This is a genomic window from Duganella sp. BJB476, assembly GCF_003416895.1.
GTDB lineage: Bacteria > Pseudomonadota > Gammaproteobacteria > Burkholderiales > Burkholderiaceae_D > Rugamonas.
Genome location: NZ_QVIO01000003.1, coordinates 172,824 through 189,172, shown reverse-complemented (window position 1 = coordinate 189,172; position 16,349 = coordinate 172,824). Strand labels below are relative to the sequence as shown.

Sequence of the window (16,349 nt, the reverse complement as noted above, 5' to 3'; positions counted from 1 at the left end):
GTCATTGTCAGGCTTTTAATTGGGCACGTGCGCCGGCCCTTGACGGCGCAGCAAGAACACTCCGTAGCCTCTGGTAAAATCCCCCTCATGAACGAAACCGACAGTATTATCCAGACCATCGCGGTCTATCTGATCCCTGTTCTTTTTGCAATTTCCCTGCATGAAGCCGCACACGGATACGTCGCCCGCTATTTCGGCGACCCCACCGCCGCCAACGAAGGCCGCCTGAGCCTCAATCCGCTGCGCCACATCGACCCGTTCGGCACGGTGATCCTGCCGCTGATCCTGAGCCTGCTGCACTTGCCGGCGCTCGGCTATGCCAAGCCGGTGCCGGTCGACTACGGCCGCCTGCGCAATCCGAAAAAGCAGATGGCGCTGGTGGCGGCGGCCGGCCCGGCGGCCAACTTCGCCATGGGCCTGGGCTGGATGGCGCTGTGGGTGGTGCTGACCTACGCGCTGAGCGTGCCGCAGGACGATTTCTTCATCGAGATGAGCAAGGCCGGCATAGGCGTCAATTCGGCCATGTGCATTTTCAACCTGATCCCCTTGCCGCCGCTCGATGGCGGCCGCATCGTCACCGGCATCCTGCCGTTGCCGCTGGCCCGCAAATACGCGCAGATCGAGCGTTATGGCATGTATGTGTTCATCGGCCTGATCCTGATGATGCAATTTGGTATGCTGACCGGTTTCCTGATCGGTGGCATGCACATCTTGCAGAGCATTTTCCACGTGCTGTTGTACCCCCTTATTTTCCTTCTTAACTGAGCCTGACTATGTACCCCGATCGTGTTGTATCCGGCATGCGCCCCACCGGCGCCATGCACCTGGGCCACTACCACGGCGCCTTGAAGAACTGGATCAAGATGCAGTCCGAGCTGCCCTGCCTGTTCTTCGTGGCCGACTGGCACGCGCTGACCACGCATTACGACGACCCGTCCGTCATCGAGCGCAGTACCTGGGAGATGCTGGTCGACTGGCTGGCCGCCGGCGTCGATCCATCGCAATCCACGCTGTTCATCCAGTCCCGGGTGCCGGAGCACGCCGAGCTGCACCTGCTGCTGTCGATGGCCACGCCGCTGGGCTGGCTGGAGCGCGTGCCGACCTACAAGGACCAGATCGAGAACCTGTCCAACAAGGACCTGGCCACCTACGGTTTCCTCGGCTACCCACTGCTGCAGGCGGCCGACGTGCTGATCTATCGCGCCAGCCAGGTGCCGGTGGGCGACGACCAGGTGCCGCATATCGAGATGATGCGCGAAATTGCGCGGCGTTTTAATCACTTGTACGGCAAGGAAAAAGGCTTCGAAGAAAAGGCGCAAGACGCCGTCAAGAAGCTGGGCAGCAAGCGCGCCAAGCTCTACAACGAACTGCGCACCGAATACCAGCAGGATGGCAAGGACGAGGCGCTGGAGCAGGCCAAGGCCATGCTGGACGACGCCCAGAGCCTGTCGATGGGCGACCGCGAGCGCCTGTTCGGCTATCTGGAAGGCAGCCGCAAGCTGATCCTGGTCGAGCCGCAAGCCCGCCTGACGGTCGCCTCGCGCCTGCCGGGACTGGATGGCCGCAAGATGTCCAAGAGCTACGGCAACTCGATCGCGCTGCGCGAGGACAAAGCCTCGGTCGAAAAGAAGATCCGCACCATGCCGACCGACCCCGCCCGCGTGCGCCGCACCGACGCCGGCGATCCGGCCCGTTGCCCGGTCTGGCAGTTCCATCAGGTGTATTCCAACAACGATACCCAGGAATGGGTGGTAAAAGGATGTAAATCCGCCGGCATCGGCTGCATCGAATGCAAGCAGCCGGTGATCGACGCCATCGTCAAGGAACAGGAACCGATGCACGAGCGCGCCCAGCAGTACCTGGACGACCCGTCGCTGGTGCGCGCCATCGTCGCCGACGGCAATGACGCGGCCCGCAAGCTGGCGCTGGAAACCATGCGCGACGTACGCGAAGCGATGGGCCTGGCCTACACATGAGTGAACTGATCTCCCCTTGGGTGCGGCGTTACGCGCCACTGATACCGGGCGGCGAAGTGCTGGACCTGGCCTGCGGCAACGGCCGCCATGCGCGCCACCTGGCCTCGCTTGGCCATGCGGTGGTGGCGGTGGACCGCGATGCCGAGGCGCTGGCCGCCGCGGCCGGGTCGGAAATCACCACTTCCACCATCGACCTGGAAGAGGTGGGCGCCGCCTGGCCCTTCGGACCTGATCGATTTGCCGGCATCGTGGTCACAAACTACCTGCATCGGCCGCTAATCGCCGACATGTTGAGCAGCCTGGCGCCGAATGGCGTGCTGATCTACGAAACCTTCGCGGACGGCAATGCGCAGTTCGGCAAACCGTCGAATCCGGCCTTTTTGCTGCAAGCCGGCGAGTTGCTGGAATGGGCAGCCACCCACAGTTTGCGGGTGGTGGCCTTTGAAGACGGCGTCATCGATACGCCAAAAGCTGCCATGGTGCAACGTCTGTGCGCCGTGAAGCCTGATTTCCCCCGCGTGGCGGCACTTTTACCGCCATTTTGACGGCCGATTTGTCGCCCTGAATGCACCATATGAGCGGCCTATCGTCTACAATCGTTGTTTTAATACTTTATGCAGTGGTTTCCTATGATTAAGGGCAGCATAGTAGCAATCGTCACCCCGATGAACGCAGACGGCAGTCTGGACTTCGAGGGTCTGAATCAGCTGATCGACTGGCACATCGCCGAAGGTACGGACAGCATCGTCATCGCCGGAACGACCGGCGAATCGGCCACGGTGAGCGTGGATGAGCACTGCGCGTTGATCAAGGCGACCGTCGCCCACGCCAAGGGCCGCATCCCGATCATCGCCGGCGCCGGCGCCAACTCGACCGCCGAGGCGATCAAGCTGACCCGCTTCGCCAAGGAAGCCGGTGCGGACGCCACGCTGCAAGTGGTGCCTTACTACAACCGTCCTACCCAGGAAGGCATGTACCAGCACTTCAAGGCCATCGCTGAAGCGGTGGACCTGCCAGTGATCCTGTACAACGTGCCGGGCCGTACCGTTGCCGACATGAGCAACGAGACCATCCTGCGCCTGGCGCAAATCCCGAACATCGTCGGCGTGAAAGACGCGACCGGCAACATCGGCCGCGGCTACGACCTGCTGCGCCTGGCGCCGAAATCGTTCGCCGTGTATTCCGGCGACGATCCGACCGCGATGGCCCTGATGCTGGCCGGCGGCGCCGGCAACATCTCCGTCACCGCCAACGTCGCCCCGCGCGACATGGCCGACATGTGCGAAGCTGCCATCGCCGGCAACATCGCCAAGGCCGTGGAACTGAACAATAAGATGTTCCCGCTGCACCAGAAACTGTTCATCGAGCCGAATCCGGTGCCGGTCAAATGGGCGCTGGCGGAAATGGGCAAAATGCCAGCCGGCATCCGTCTGCCGCTGGTGCCGTTGGCGGCCGAATGCCACGAAGCGGTACGCGCGGCCCTGCGAGAAGCCGGCGTACTGTAAAAACCTTAGCAACAAGCCCCGACTTCGGTTCGGATCATCCCTGATTTGCTGCTTTTCAGCTTCTTAAACAGTAACGACATGACTATTCGCAAGACAGCTTCTATTTCCTCGCAGCGCGCCGTCGTAGTAGGCGCATTGATGGCCAGTTTGACCGGTTGCGGCATGATCAGCTCCGTTGTCGGTAATGATAAGGTGGATTACAAGTCCGCCAAGAAGGCCAGCACGCTGGACGTGCCGCCGGATCTGACGCAATTGCAGAAAGATAACCGCTACTCGCTGCCGGATTCGAACAACGGTGTCGCCACCGCTTCCGGCTACAACGCCTCCAAGGGTATCGCCACCGGTCCTGCCGCCATCATGCCGGGCACGCCTGCCGCCGGTACCGTGGTGCCGACCAGCATCAACGATATCAAGGTCGAGCGCGACGGCAACCAGCGTTGGCTGGTGATCAAGCAGACGCCTGAGCAGCTGTGGCCACAGCTGAAGCAGTTCTGGGAAGATTCGGGCTTCGTGCTGGGCAAGGAAAACGCCACCGCCGGCACCATGGAAACCGAATGGAATGAAAACCGCGCGAAGATCCCGCAAGATTTCATCCGCAACACCATCGGCAAGGTCTTTGACTCGGTGTATTCGAGCGGCGAGCGCGACAAGTTCCGCACCCGTATCGAGCGCCGCGCCGACGGCGCCAGCGAGATCTACATCAGCCATCGCGGCGCCCAGGAAGTGGTGACCGGCGCCCAGAAGGAATCGACCACCTGGACCCCGCGTCCTAACGATCCGGGCCTGGAAGCTGAATTCCTGGCGCGCCTGATGACCAAGCTGGGCAACGGCTCGGAAGTGGCGCAAGCCAAGACCGCCGTCGATACCGCGATTGTGCAGCCGCAGCATGCGTCGCTGGTGGGCGCAGGCGCCGACCGCGCCGTGCAGGTGGACGAGGGCTTCGACCGCGCCTGGCGCCGTGTGGGCCTGGCGCTGGACCGCGCCGGCTTCACCGTCGAAGACCGCGATCGCACCCAGGGTACTTACTTCGTGCGTTACGTCGACGATACGACCGAAACCAAGGGCTTCTTCGGCAAGCTGTTCAGCTGGGGTTCGTCGTCGGAAGCCGATAAGGAAGCGCAGCGCTATCGCATTTCGGTGAAAGCCGGCGCGGGTAACAGCAGCACCGTTACCGTGTTGAGCAATGCAGGCAAAGCGGAAGCCACGCCAGTCGCCGATAAGATCCTGACGCTGCTGCACGAGCAATTGAAGTAAAGTGTTTCACAAAAAAGAAAACCGGCTACTAGCCGGTTTTTTTATATCTGCAGTTAAATGCCGATACAAAAGCTTTAGACGAAAAAAAACCGACCCGAAGGTCGGCTTTTTTTCGCAAGCTGATTACTTCGAAGCAGCAGGAGCAGCAGCAGCCGAAGCGGCTGGAGCAGCAGCAGCGTCCGAAGCAGCAGGAGCAGCAGCAGCAGGAGCAGCAGCGTCAGCAGCTGGTGCTGGAGCTGGAGCAGCAGCTGGAGCAGCGGCTTCTGGAGCAGCTACTGGAGCTGGAGCAGCAGGAGCTTCTTCTTTTTTCGAGCAAGCAGCCAGAGCAACAGCCAGCAGGGAAACGATCAGCAGGGATTTTTTCATGGGGTTTTCCTTAATTAATTCAAAATTAAACACAATTGTTGCGATTAATAATTACCGGTAATTATCGCTCATTAGGTCGTCTTCGAAGGCTTTCGTACCTAGAATGGTGCCTGCCAGACAACGGAAACTTCCTAACCGAATATTATAGCGATTTTTAGTGCGTCGCAATAGGACAAACAGCTGTAAGCACAACTATTTTGCGATATCGCAACATTTCGGTTTCGACTCTACTCTAGCAGAATCCGCACAGAATACCAGCGTTCGCATCGAACACCGGCATTTTACCTTGAACTGACTCATAATCCAGTTGAGTTTGCGAACAAACCGGGCGTAGATTCTAACCAAATCGTAATAAAACGGTCGGTGCTGGTTTGGGTATCTTCCGGCCCGTCAAAAACTGCTTCGCCACGGAAATGATCTGCATGAAAACGGCGCACAATATCGCGATCGTCGGCGATGCAGAACGAGTCCGTCAGCTGGCGTAATTGCTGGCTGCTGCGGCGCACCTCAACCAGGTGGCCATAGTCCTTGATCAGGCGCAGGAAACGGGGCGCGTCGCGCTCGACGGCATGGCCATCGTGCGCCACCAGCTGCAAATGCCCGCCGGCCCGCAGGAAGTGGCGCAGCAGGGCGTCGGTGGCGCTGCTGCCCAGCTCCCAGATGGCGAAATCCGGGTCGAACATGGTCAGCTTGTGCTCGGCGCGGGTGATACAGCTGGACAGGTGCTGGAGAAACTCCGCCTTCGTGGTGAATGGAAAACTCTGCCGTTCCATGCTGCCTCCCCGTGTGATTAGCCCAACTCGATCCAGCCGTCCGTGTACCAGGTGTAAAGGGCGTCCATGACGTCGTCCGACGCCTCGGCCAGCGCCGCGCCGTCCAGCGCGCGGGTGTTGGCCAGCAGCTCCAGCGTGACCTTGTCGGCCCGGCCGACGCCGAACGATTCGCCGTTGATGAACACGTTTTTGCCGCGGTACAGCATTTGCGTCTTACGCGACAGCACCAGGCCTTTTTTCGCCGCGCTTTCGGCGAATTTGCCGACCGTTAGCGGCTTGGCCGGGCCGGTGAAGAACACATTGTGCTTAGGCTCGGACATGTATTCGCCCAGGAAGATGGTGATGTCTTCCTCGGTGAAGCGGACCTTGTTCATTTCCTCGGCGATCGCGCTCAGCATGTGGCGCGGGATTTCCGCCGGCTTGGCGGTCGCTTCCAGCTCCGGATCGGCGTAACGGCCCGGCAGGTCGATCGAATCGGCCATGAATTGCAGGAAGGCTTCACCCAGCTCCTGATAGGACGGCGAACGGAAGCCGATCGAATAGGTCTGGCAATCGCCGATGGCGATGCCGTCGTGCGCGTAGTGCGGCGGCAGGTACAGCATGTCGCCCGGATTGAGCACGAACTCCTCGTTCGGCTTGAAATTGGCCAGGATCTTCAGCGGCAGGCCTTCGACCAGGGTCAGGTCCTTCTGCGGGCCGATGCTCCAGCGGCGCTGGCCCTGCGCTTGCAGCAGGAACACGTCGTAGGAATCGAAGTGCGGGCCGACGCCGCCGCCATCGGTGGCGAAGCTGACCATCAGGTCGTCCAGGCGGGCGTCGGGAATGAAGCGGAACTGGCGCAGCAGCGCGTCGGCCTTGGCGTCGAACAGATTGACGCCCTGGACCAGCATGGTCCATTCCTTCTGGTCCATCGGAGGCAGGCTTTCCAGCGGGCCGTGCTGCATATTCCATTGGCCGTCGACATTGGTCACCAGGCGCGATTCCGCGTGGTTGGTCGAGGCCAGCTTGGTCAGCGCCTCCATGTTCAGCAAAGGCTTGAAGCCGGGGATGGCGTTACGGATCAGCAGGGGCTTCTTGTGCCAGTAGTCGCGCAGGAACTGCGCCGGCGTGATGTCGCCGAGGAGAGGTAATTTTTTCATGCGCTCATTATAACCATCGCCGCGTCGATTGTCGGGCTGGCGGCGGTTCGCCCGGCGATCCAAGGTATAATTCCGGGGCTTATATACAGAAAGGAATTACAAAATGAAGATTGCCAAGAACACGGTCGTGACTGTGAATTACAAGCTGTCCGATGCCCAGGACAATCTGATCGAAGACGGCCGTCAGCCTATGGTCTACCTGCATGGTGGCTACGAGAACACCTTGCCAAAAATTGAAGAAGAACTGGACGGCAAGGAAGTCGGTTATTCCTCCATCATCCAGATCGAGCCGGAAGATGCGTTCGGCGACTACGACGCCGCGCTGGTCAAGGTCGAGCCGCGCAACCGCCTGCCGGAGCCGCTGGAAGTGGGCATGCAGTTCGAAGGCATGCCGGATGGCGACGATGGCGAAGAAGCGATGATCTTCACCGTCACCGAAATCGCTGACGACAAAGTAGTCCTGGACGGCAATCACCCGCTGGCCGGCATGGCGCTGCGCTTCGCGCTGAACGTAGCCGACGTGCGTGAAGCATCGGAAGAAGAAATCGCCCACGGCCACGTGCACGGCGCCCACGGCCACCACCACGGTGACGAGGACGACGAAGGCGAAGAGGGCGATCACGTCGCCATCCACCCGATCCACTAAGCAGCTGCAGTTACGGCGTCGTCTCGGCGCTGCCGCCCTTGAGCGTGAACAGGGCGGCGGTGCCGGGTGCGACGCGCACCTCGGCCCATTCCGCGGCCAGGCTCATATGCCCCACATTGCCGCGCCAGACGATGGACGGCTCGGTCCCGGCGCCGCCCTGGGTATCGACCAGCAGCACCTTCCCTTTGAATTTTTCCGCCATCGCCCGTATCTGCCGGCGCGGTTCGGCGAAGCCATCCTGTTTCGACTGAAAACTCGGCAGCAGCGAGAAGCCTTGCTCCGCCTGCACGCCGACGTCGCCGTCCGAAAACAGCACCAGTCCCTGCATCTTCTGCCGCTCCGCCAGCGTGAACAGCCGGTGCAGCCACGCGCGGTTGGCCACCAGCCGGTCTTCGTACTCGCTGTTGCGGCCGGCCTCGGCGCGGAAGTGGTTGTTGTTGGCCGGCAAATTGATGGTGGCGAACAGCACCTTGCCGTATTCCCAGTGCGCGTTCTCGGCGTAGCTGCGGAACTTGGCGCTGGACGATAAACGTGTCAGCGGCAGGCGCCGCTCGCCCAGCGATTCGCCGTCGGCGTAGAACAATTCGCGCAGGCGGTTCAGGCGCTCGATGGCGCTTGAGCGGCCGATGGAATTGACGCAGCCGCTCCAGTCGCTGCCGGCCAGCGAGACGATCATCGGTGGCGCCGCCTCGCTCAGCAGCGCGCGGCGTTGGGCATACAGCTTGTCGCTGCAAGGCTCGGTGCTGGACTTGATGCCGGTGGCGACGATGAAGGCGGGCGCGATCTGCGTGGCGTCGGCGATGGCGCGCCTGAGCACCGATTCATCCGGCCCGCTCTTGAACGAGTGGCCGATCACGCCGAACTGGAAGCCGCGCACGGCCGGCTGCACGGCTTGCGCGTGGCCGGCGGCCAGCGCGGCCAGGCCGGCCAGCGCCGCTGTCAGCAGGACGCGCAGCGGCATCATGCCTGTGCCGTCTCCGTCAGGCGCTTGATCTGGTACAGGCGTTCCAGCGCTTCGCGCGGGGTCAGCGCATCGGGATCGAGATCGTCGAGCGCTTCCAGCAGCTCGCGCATCGCCGGGCTGGCGGCTGCGGGCGCGCCGTGCGCCGGCGCATCGAGTTCCTCGTCGTCGGCATCGGTGGTCGGCGCGGCGAACAGGTCCAGCTGCGGCGTGGCGTCCAACGCCTGTGCTTCCAGGCGCGCCAGGTGCTTGCGCGCGGCCTTGATCACCGGCTGCGGCACGCCGGCCAGCTGCGCCACCTGCAAGCCGTAGCTCTGCGACGCCGGGCCGTCCTGCACCGCGTGCAGGAACACGATGCTGTCCTTGTGCTCGACCGCCGATAGGTGGACGTTGGCCGCCGTCGGATGGCTCTCCGGCAGCTGCGTCAGTTCGAAGTAGTGGGTGGCGAACAGCGAGAAGCTGCGGCTGGTGTCGATCAGGTGGCGCGCGATCGCCCACGCCAGCGCCAGGCCGTCGAAGGTCGAGGTGCCGCGGCCCACTTCATCCATCAGCACCAGCGAGTGCTCGGTGGCGCCGTTCAGGATCGCCGCCGATTCGGTCATCTCCACCATGAAGGTCGAGCGGCCGCCGGCCAGGTCGTCGGTGGCGCCGATGCGGGTGAAGATGCGGTCGATCGGGCCGATGGTCGCGCTGGTGGCCGGCACGTAGCTGCCCACGTAGGCCAGCAGCGTGATCAGCGCCACCTGGCGCATGAAGGTCGATTTACCGCCCATGTTAGGGCCGGTGATCAGCAGCAGGCGGCGGTCTTCGACGAAGCGGCAATCGTTGGCGATGAAGCGTTCGATCTGGTTCTCCACCACCGGATGGCGGCCTTCGGCGATGTTGATGCACGGCGTGTCCACCAGCTGCGGCGCGCACCAGTTGTGGCGCAGCGCGTGGTCGGTCAGCGAGGTCAGGGCGTCGAGCTGCGCCAGCGCCTTCGAGATGGTCTGCAGGCAGCCGATGAACGGCGCCAGGTCGCCCAGCAGCTGGTCGTACAGCATCTTCTCGCGCGCCAGCGCTTTATCCTGCGCCGACAAGGCCTTGTCTTCGAAGGCTTTCAGTTCCGGCGTGATGTAACGCTCGGCGTTTTTCAAGGTCTGGCGGCGGCGGTAGTCGTCCGGCACCTTGGTGGTCTGGCCGTGCGTGACTTCGATGTAGAAGCCGTGCACCTTGTTGTACTCCACGCGCAGGTTGGCGATGCCGGTGCGGGCCCGTTCGCGCGTCTCCAGGTCGACCAGGAACTGGCCGGCGTTTTCGGACAGCGCGCGCAGTTCATCGAGTTCGGCGTCGAAGCCGCGTGCGAACACGCCGCCGTCGCGCACCATCGCCGCCGGTTCCAACGCCACCGCGCGTTGTAGCAGATCGAGGCAGGCGTCGGGCGTGGCCATGTCGGCGTGGATCGCGGACAGCAGGCCGTCGGTGTCGCCCAGCGCGCGCTGCATCGCGTGGCGCAGGGCAGGCAGTTGCTGCACGCCGTCGCGCAGGCTGGCCAGGTCGCGCGGACGCGCCGACAGCAGCGCGATGCGGGTGGTGATGCGTTCGATGTCCGGCACCTGCGCCAGCGTGTGCGACAGCGTGCCGGTGGCGTCGGCGTGGCCCAGCGCGGCGATGGCTTCATGGCGCGAGCGGGCGATGGCCTGGTCGCGGCGCGCGTGGTGCAGCCAGTGGCGTAGCAGGCGCGAACCCATCGCGGTGCGGCAGTGGTCCAGCAATGAGAACAGGGTAGGCGATTCCTGGCCGCGTATGGTCTCGGTCAGTTCCAGGTTGCGGCGGGTGGCGGCATCGAGGCCGATGAATTCGTTTTCGGTTTCGATGGTCAGCGTGCGTACGTGCTGCAGGCCGCGTCCCTGCGTCGACTGGGCATAGCGCAGCAGCGCGCCGGCCGCGCCGAACGCCGCGCCCAGGCCGTCGGCGCCGAAGCCGGTCAGCGTGGCCACGCTCAGTTGATCGAGCAGCGCCTTGTGGCCGCCGACGACGTCGAAGTGCCAGTCCGGCACGCGGTTGACGTGGCAGCTCAGGGTTTCTTCGAACAGGTCGGCGTTATCGCCGCGCAGCACCTCGGCCGGCGCGATGCGCTCCAGTTCCTGCTGCATGCGGGCGGTGACGGTGCGGGTGTCGCCGGAGAACTCCATCAGTTTCAATGCGCCGCTGGCCAGCGACAGCCACGCCAGGCCGGCCGTGGCCACCTTGCGCTGGCTGATGATGCACATCGCCAGCAGCGGACGTTCGGCCTTTTCCGGCAGCAGGTCGGCATCGGTCAGCGTGCCTGGCGTGACCACGCGCAGCACCTTGCGTTCGACCGGGCCCTTGCTAGTGGCCGGGTCGCCGATCTGTTCGCAGATCGCGCAGGATTCGCCGATCTTGACCAGCTTGGCCAGGTAGCCTTCGAGCGAATGGAAAGGCACGCCGCACATCTTGATCGGCTGGCCGCCCGAGCTGCCGCGCGCGGTCAGCGTGATGCCCAGAACGCGCGCCGCCTTTTCCGCATCCGAGTGGAACAGCTCATAGAAGTCGCCCATGCGGTAGAACACCAGCATGTCCGGGTATTCGGCCTTGATGCTCAGGTACTGCTGCATCATGGGAGTGACTTTTTCGGTGGGGCTGTTCTTGACGGCGGCGGCGTTGATTTCGTTCGGGACGGTGGTCATTGGTTCTTTTTCGGCGGTGCGTGAGTCTGGTTTTGCAGGGGTTAAAACAGCCCCCGCGCGTAACCTGTCATTTTACCGCTTTCGGCTGTGCTACTGGTGAAAGATCGATGAGAGCTCTTCAGCTTGCGACCGAGTTTTCTTCAGTCGACATCGGGCGCAGCAGCGCCCGTTGGCTGCCGCGCAGCAGGTACACGCCGTACAGGCAAAGCGGCAGCACCGCCAGCACGGCGGCAAGCGGCAGCACCGAACCCTCGCCGGTGTTCGCCGCCGTCAGCGCCGAGGTCACCAACGCAAAGTCCCACAGGCCGTGCACCACCACCATGGGCCACACCGAACGCGTGCGCAGGCGGATGGCGGCATAGCCCACGCCCTGCAGGAAGGCCGCCACCGCTTGCCAGAGCGCGCTGCTGAAGTCGCCGGTAGCCAAGCCATTGAGTGTGTGCACCACACCGAACAGCAACGACGAGATCAGCACGGCCGGCCAGATCGCATGCCGGCTCAGCAAGCCTTGCAGCAGTACCGAACGGAACATCAGCTCTTCCGACACCGCCACCAGTGCCGTGTTGCAGCCGACGATCAGCAGCACATGCGACGGCGGCCAGCCGCCCGCCCACGCCACCAGCAGCATCAGCAGCGAATAGAGCAGCGGCGGCCAGACCAGCCATAGCGATTTCCACGATTCCGGCGCACGCAGGCCGGCGGCGCGGCGTTCGGTCGAAGCCAGCGCCACCACCACTGAAAACAAGACCGCCAGCACCCAAGCCGGACCGATGCCAGCGGCCACCGAATCAAACAACGATTGCTGCCGGCCGCCGCTGAACAGCCTGCCGACGCCCAAGGTCAGGCCCAGCCACACCGCCAGCGCGACCAGCGCCAACGGTAAAGTAATTTGGAGTCTTTTCATGTGGCAATAGTACATGAACGCACCTCGGCGGCGATGAAACGAAAGCCGTTTCCATCTCCCTCCTTCGCCTTCCCCAGGCTTGACGAACATACAAACCAAAACTGTGTATTAAAGACAACAGTGATTTTTTATACTTACCCTTGAAACGCCCATGTTTCCAGTCCCGCCGCAAAAAAACCTCCGTCAACTGTTGTGACGAAAAATTAATTAAGCAATACTTAAGTTGAAACTTTTGCATGCATTGTTCGCAACACATGAATGTTTCACTGGGCATATTTTTCATTGGAAATGGATATGTTCAGGGTGAAATCGGTTGGCTTTTTCGGATCAACAATAAAATTAAGGGTATAGCAGGCATGAAACTTTCAGTGAACCCGTCACCGACTCCCCGCCTCAAAAAGGCCGGGGCAACGCTGCGTCCTACCGCTGGACGCATGTTATTCGCCTTCATGGCATTGGGCTGGACCATCTCCAGTTCCGCCGCCGTCATCGCCAAGGATGGACCGACCGCTAGCCAGGCCACCGGCGACTTCTGGCAGGACGTGAGCGCCGCCAGCGGCAAGACCGCGCAGGCCGCCAGCACGTCCGGCCCGCGCCGCTTCCACGCCGCTAGCCTGAATCGCAACGGCCTGAAGCAACTGGCCAAGTCGGCGCCGCTGGAGCATACCGACGCCGCCGCCGTCAGCCCGCTGATCATTTCCCTGCCGCACCCGGACGGCGGCTACCAGCGCTTCGCCATCGTCGATTCGCCGATCATGGAAGCCGGCCTGGCCGCCAAGCACCCTGAAATCAAGACCTATGCCGGCAAGGGCATCGACGATCCGAACGCCAGCCTGCGCATGGACATCACCCCGCTGGGCCTGCACGCCTCGGTGCGCACGCCGACCGGCGCCTGGTATGTCGATCCGCAAACCGCGCTGGACGACAGCGTCTACAACAGCTATCACAGCCGCGACCTGGGCAACAGGCACGGCGCGCTGCGCGAGGCACCGCTGACCGAGGCGCAGATCGCCTTGTCGCAGGGCTTCTACCACGCCGACGACAAGGTCGGAGTGCGCGGCGCCGGCTTCACGCCGGGCGCCTCGGTCACCGTGTCGGTGCGCAACGAAGGCGATAGCGGCACGCGCCAGAGCGTGGTCGTCACCGCCGATGCGGAAGGCGTGATCAACACCTCGCTGGTGGCCGATCCGTCGCGCAACACCGGCGCCTTCGAAGTCAGCGCCTCCGACGGCAATTCGACCAGCACTGCGGCCTACCACGTGGTGGACGACCAGGCCGTGGCCGGCCCGACTTCCGGCAACCAGCTGCGCACCTACCGCCTGGCGCTGGTCACCGATCCGTCCTACGCCACCTATTTCGGCGGCCCGGCCAACGTGACGGCGGCCAAGGTCACGCTGATCAACCGCGTCACCCAGGTCTATGAAGACGAGACCGCGATCCGCCTGATGTTGATCAACAATACCGACGCCCTGAACCTGGACACCGCCGCCCAAATGACCGGCGCCAACGGCCCGTGCGGCGCCAACGCCTGCTTCAGCGCCTCCCAGGCGGGCAGCTGCGGCAGCGGCACGCTGTCCCGCAACCGTGTCGTCGCCGGCCTGCTCGTCGGCGCCCGCAACTTCGACGTCGGCCATATCGCGCTCGGCCTCAACGGCGGCGGCATCGCCAGCCTGGGCGTGGTCGGCGGCAACAGCAAGGCCCAGGGTTGCACCGGCATTCCTACCCCGGTCGGCGACTTCTACGCGGTCGATTATGTGGCGCATGAAATGGGCCACCAGTTCTCCGGCAACCACACCTTCAACGGTGTGATCAGCAATTGCTCGGGCGGCAATCGCAACGCCGGCACTTCGGTGGAACCGGGCAGCGGCTCGTCGATCATGGCCTACGCCGGCATTTGCGGCACCGACGATCTGCAGACCCACAGCGATGCCTATTGGTCGCAACGCAGCTTCGACGAGATCGTCGCCTACACCTCGGGCTCGGAAACCATCATCAACGAAGTGCAGATGCTGGCGCTGACCAACTTCGGCGGCACCCAGCAATTCAAGCTGCGCTATAACGGCAACGACTCGATCGCCATCATCAACGGCAGCAACTACACCACCTCCGGCGTCAAGGCGGCGATCGAAGGCATCGCCGGCTGGCCTGCGGGCGGCACCGTGACGGTCAGCTCGCTGAGCAGCAACGCCGCCACGGTGACCTTCAACGGCGCGCTGGCCGGCACGCCGGTGCCATTGCTGCAACTGGTCAATTGCAGCGGCGGTTGCAGCGGCTACGTCGGCGAGATCGCCGTCGGCGGCACTACCACCCGCCGCGGCGCGCTGTCGTTCACCGGCAATACCACGCCGGTGGTGACGGTGCCTGCGGGCTACACCATTCCGGTGCGCACGCCGTTCGCCCTGACCGGCAGCGCCACCGACGGCGAAGGCGACACCCTGACCTATCTGTGGGAGCAGAACGACCGCGCCGACGCCATCGGCACCGGCTTGATCAGCAACACCAAGACCAACGGTCCGCTGTTCCGCCAGTTCGGCGTGCGCGCCGTGGTCAGCAACGACGACACCATCAAGTACGGTTCGCCGGGTGAAAACCACGTCACCACCAATCCGACCCGCGTGTTCCCGGATATGTCGCAGATCCTGACCAACAACACCAACGCCGAAACGGGCGCCTGCCCGGTCGCCGCCGCGACGCCGACGCCGACCGACATCGAGTGCTTCTCGGAGTTCCTGCCGACCGCCGACTACGTGGGCTTCGGCGCCAACGCCAGCCCGGCCTCGCTGAACTTCCGCCTGACGGCGCGTGACGGCCGTGGCGGCGTGGGCAACGCCAGCACCAAGCTGGTGCTGGCGTCCAACGCCGGCCCGTTCCTGGTGACGTCGCCGAACAGCGCGGTGTCGCTGGACGGCGGCTCGACCCAGACCGTGACTTGGAGCGTGGCCAACACCGACGTCGCACCAGTGAACACCGCCAACGTGAAGATCTCGCTGTCCACCGACGGCGGCAACACCTATCCGTACACGCTGGCGGCCAGCACGGCCAACAACGGCAGCAAAGCGGTCACGCTGCCGCTGGTGGCCAGTACCACGGCGCGCATCAAGGTGGAAGCGATCGACAACATCTTCTTCGATGTGTCGAACGCCAACTTCACGATCCGCCTGGTGGGCGATGTCAACGGCGACGGCGTCGTCAACTGCGACGACTTGGCGATCATCAAGGCCGCGCTGGGCAAACGCACGGGCCAGGCCGGCTTCGATGCGCGCGCCGACCTGAACAAGGATGGCGTGGTCGACGCCCGCGACCTGTCGGCCGAGACGCAACGCATAGCAGGCGGTTGCCGCCTGTAAGCCGCCACACACTAGCGCCGCCGCCGGGGCACACCCGGCGCGGCGCCGATGCTGAATCTAAGCCCGGATGGGCAAAGGAAAATGAATATGTTGAGTTTGAATAAATGGAAATTCCAGGCCGGCGCCGCACTGCTGGCCGCCGCTTTCGCCGCACCGTCGTACGCGGCCGATCCGGTGCTGAGCATCGTCGCCACCCCGTCGAGCGGCGTGGTGGGCTCGACCATCGAGCTGGACATCCGCATCGCCGGCGTGACCGACCTGCATGGCTACAACTTCTCGCTGGTGTTCGATCCGGCCTACCTGAAGGCGACCGGCGCCGGCGAGGGTGGCTTCCTGGGATCCGACGGCGGCCCTACCGACTTCTACGTGGCCGATGTGTCCGGCACACCGGGGCTGGTGTCCTACGTGTACGGCAGCAAGTTCGGCCTGGTGCCCGGCGTCAGCGGTAGCGGCAGCCTGGCGCACCTGAGCTTCAACGTGATCGGCGCCGGCACCAGCACATTGAAATTCACCGACGCGGTGTTCCTGGATTCCCACCTGGCCGACATCACGCCGCAGCTGAGCACGCAAACGCTGGTGACCACCGCCGTGCCGGAACCGCAGACCTACCTGATGCTGGGCGTTGGCCTGCTCGGCCTGGCGGCGCTGCGCCGCCGTCGAGTCGGCTAATGTTTCACCGCGCTGCCGCCTTGCTGCGGCAGCAGGAGGAGGGCGGGGATCGATAGGTGCATAAAATTCATAAATTATGAATGATATGTTGGTGTCTAGTGCATTGATGATGGTAAGTG

The 16,349-nt window shown here is 63.4% G+C and carries 14 protein-coding genes; 8 read left to right on the top strand and 6 right to left on the bottom strand.

Features of this window, described 5'->3' with window-relative positions:
• Window positions 1-87 precede the first annotated feature (87 nt).
• The 5 genes from D0T21_RS14175 (at window position 88) to bamC (ending at window position 4,735) form a co-directional block, all read left to right on the top strand.
• Window positions 88-765, top strand: a complete 678-nt coding sequence (locus D0T21_RS14175) for a site-2 protease family protein (protein WP_116990235.1) — start codon at window positions 88-90, stop codon at window positions 763-765.
• Between the two features lie 8 nt (window positions 766-773).
• The gene (locus D0T21_RS14170; protein ID WP_116990233.1) at window positions 774-1,976 is read left to right on the top strand and encodes a tryptophan--tRNA ligase; all 1,203 of its coding nucleotides are present in this window, start codon (window positions 774-776) and stop codon (window positions 1,974-1,976) included.
• Complete coding sequence (locus D0T21_RS14165; protein ID WP_116990231.1) at window positions 1,973-2,521, top strand: bifunctional 2-polyprenyl-6-hydroxyphenol methylase/3-demethylubiquinol 3-O-methyltransferase UbiG; 549 nt, start codon at window positions 1,973-1,975, stop codon at window positions 2,519-2,521. The genes D0T21_RS14170 and D0T21_RS14165 overlap by 4 nt, the downstream gene beginning before the upstream one ends.
• Window positions 2,522-2,605: 84 nt before the next feature.
• On the top strand, window positions 2,606-3,481 hold the full coding sequence (dapA, locus tag D0T21_RS14160) for a 4-hydroxy-tetrahydrodipicolinate synthase (protein ID WP_116990229.1): 876 nt from the start codon (window positions 2,606-2,608) through the stop codon (window positions 3,479-3,481).
• A gap of 138 nt (window positions 3,482-3,619) precedes the next feature.
• Window positions 3,620-4,735, top strand: coding sequence for an outer membrane protein assembly factor BamC (gene bamC / locus D0T21_RS14155; protein ID WP_116990227.1), 1,116 nt, complete (start codon window positions 3,620-3,622; stop codon window positions 4,733-4,735).
• A 123-nt stretch (window positions 4,736-4,858) separates the two neighbouring features.
• On the opposite strand, the gene D0T21_RS32860 is transcribed toward bamC, so the two are convergent.
• The 3 genes from D0T21_RS32860 to D0T21_RS14140 form a co-directional block, all read right to left on the bottom strand.
• On the bottom strand, window positions 4,859-5,101 hold the full coding sequence (locus D0T21_RS32860; RefSeq protein ID WP_116990225.1) for a hypothetical protein: 243 nt from the start codon (window positions 5,099-5,101) through the stop codon (window positions 4,859-4,861).
• A gap of 296 nt (window positions 5,102-5,397) precedes the next feature.
• Entirely contained in the window at window positions 5,398-5,874 is a 477-nt protein-coding gene (locus tag D0T21_RS14145; protein WP_116990223.1) for a hypothetical protein, read from the bottom strand.
• A 17-nt stretch (window positions 5,875-5,891) separates the two neighbouring features.
• Entirely contained in the window at window positions 5,892-7,013 is a 1,122-nt protein-coding gene (locus tag D0T21_RS14140) for a cupin domain-containing protein (protein ID WP_116990221.1), read from the bottom strand.
• Window positions 7,014-7,116: 103 nt separating this feature from the next.
• Here D0T21_RS14140 and D0T21_RS14135 point away from each other — a divergent pair, with 103 nt between their 5' ends.
• Window positions 7,117-7,659 carry a peptidylprolyl isomerase gene (locus D0T21_RS14135; protein ID WP_116990219.1) on the top strand — a complete coding sequence of 181 codons (543 nt, stop codon included), beginning with the start codon at window positions 7,117-7,119 and terminating at the stop codon, window positions 7,657-7,659.
• 10 nt (window positions 7,660-7,669) lie between these two features.
• Here D0T21_RS14135 and D0T21_RS14130 read toward each other — a convergent pair whose 3' ends face one another.
• The 3 genes from D0T21_RS14130 to D0T21_RS14120 form a co-directional block, all read right to left on the bottom strand.
• Complete coding sequence (locus tag D0T21_RS14130; protein WP_373886674.1) at window positions 7,670-8,620, bottom strand: hypothetical protein; 951 nt, start codon at window positions 8,618-8,620, stop codon at window positions 7,670-7,672.
• Window positions 8,620-11,310, bottom strand: a complete 2,691-nt coding sequence (gene mutS / locus D0T21_RS14125; protein WP_116990216.1) for a DNA mismatch repair protein MutS — start codon at window positions 11,308-11,310, stop codon at window positions 8,620-8,622. The genes D0T21_RS14130 and mutS overlap by 1 nt, the downstream gene beginning before the upstream one ends.
• Window positions 11,311-11,428: 118 nt before the next feature.
• Window positions 11,429-12,214 carry a CPBP family intramembrane glutamic endopeptidase gene (locus D0T21_RS14120; RefSeq protein WP_158568010.1) on the bottom strand — a complete coding sequence of 262 codons (786 nt, stop codon included), beginning with the start codon at window positions 12,212-12,214 and terminating at the stop codon, window positions 11,429-11,431.
• Between the two features lie 434 nt (window positions 12,215-12,648).
• On the opposite strand from D0T21_RS14120, the gene D0T21_RS14115 reads away from it, so the two are divergent.
• Complete coding sequence (locus D0T21_RS14115) at window positions 12,649-15,561, top strand: M12 family metallo-peptidase (RefSeq protein WP_229211476.1); 2,913 nt, start codon at window positions 12,649-12,651, stop codon at window positions 15,559-15,561.
• An 87-nt stretch (window positions 15,562-15,648) separates the two neighbouring features.
• Window positions 15,649-16,230, top strand: a complete 582-nt coding sequence (locus D0T21_RS14110; protein ID WP_116990662.1) for a cohesin domain-containing protein — start codon at window positions 15,649-15,651, stop codon at window positions 16,228-16,230.
• Window positions 16,231-16,349 lie beyond the last annotated feature (119 nt).

Excerpts from the sequence above, each read along its gene's own strand:
- D0T21_RS14175 (WP_116990235.1), top strand. The coding sequence starts at position 88 with ATGAACGAAACCGACAGTATTATCCAGACCATCGCGGTCTATCTGATC.
- D0T21_RS14170 (WP_116990233.1), top strand. The coding sequence starts at position 774 with ATGTACCCCGATCGTGTTGTATCCGGCATGCGCCCCACCGGCGCCATG.
- D0T21_RS14165 (WP_116990231.1), top strand. The coding sequence starts at position 1,973 with ATGAGTGAACTGATCTCCCCTTGGGTGCGGCGTTACGCGCCACTGATA.
- dapA (WP_116990229.1), top strand. The coding sequence starts at position 2,606 with ATGATTAAGGGCAGCATAGTAGCAATCGTCACCCCGATGAACGCAGAC.
- bamC (WP_116990227.1), top strand. The coding sequence starts at position 3,620 with ATGGCCAGTTTGACCGGTTGCGGCATGATCAGCTCCGTTGTCGGTAAT.
- D0T21_RS32860 (WP_116990225.1), bottom strand. The coding sequence starts at position 5,101 with ATGAAAAAATCCCTGCTGATCGTTTCCCTGCTGGCTGTTGCTCTGGCT.
- D0T21_RS14145 (WP_116990223.1), bottom strand. The coding sequence starts at position 5,874 with ATGGAACGGCAGAGTTTTCCATTCACCACGAAGGCGGAGTTTCTCCAG.
- D0T21_RS14140 (WP_116990221.1), bottom strand. The coding sequence starts at position 7,013 with ATGAAAAAATTACCTCTCCTCGGCGACATCACGCCGGCGCAGTTCCTG.
- D0T21_RS14135 (WP_116990219.1), top strand. The coding sequence starts at position 7,117 with ATGAAGATTGCCAAGAACACGGTCGTGACTGTGAATTACAAGCTGTCC.
- D0T21_RS14130 (WP_373886674.1), bottom strand. The coding sequence starts at position 8,620 with ATGCCGCTGCGCGTCCTGCTGACAGCGGCGCTGGCCGGCCTGGCCGCG.
- mutS (WP_116990216.1), bottom strand. The coding sequence starts at position 11,310 with ATGACCACCGTCCCGAACGAAATCAACGCCGCCGCCGTCAAGAACAGC.
- D0T21_RS14120 (WP_158568010.1), bottom strand. The coding sequence starts at position 12,214 with ATGAAAAGACTCCAAATTACTTTACCGTTGGCGCTGGTCGCGCTGGCG.
- D0T21_RS14115 (WP_229211476.1), top strand. The coding sequence starts at position 12,649 with ATGTTATTCGCCTTCATGGCATTGGGCTGGACCATCTCCAGTTCCGCC.
- D0T21_RS14110 (WP_116990662.1), top strand. The coding sequence starts at position 15,649 with ATGTTGAGTTTGAATAAATGGAAATTCCAGGCCGGCGCCGCACTGCTG.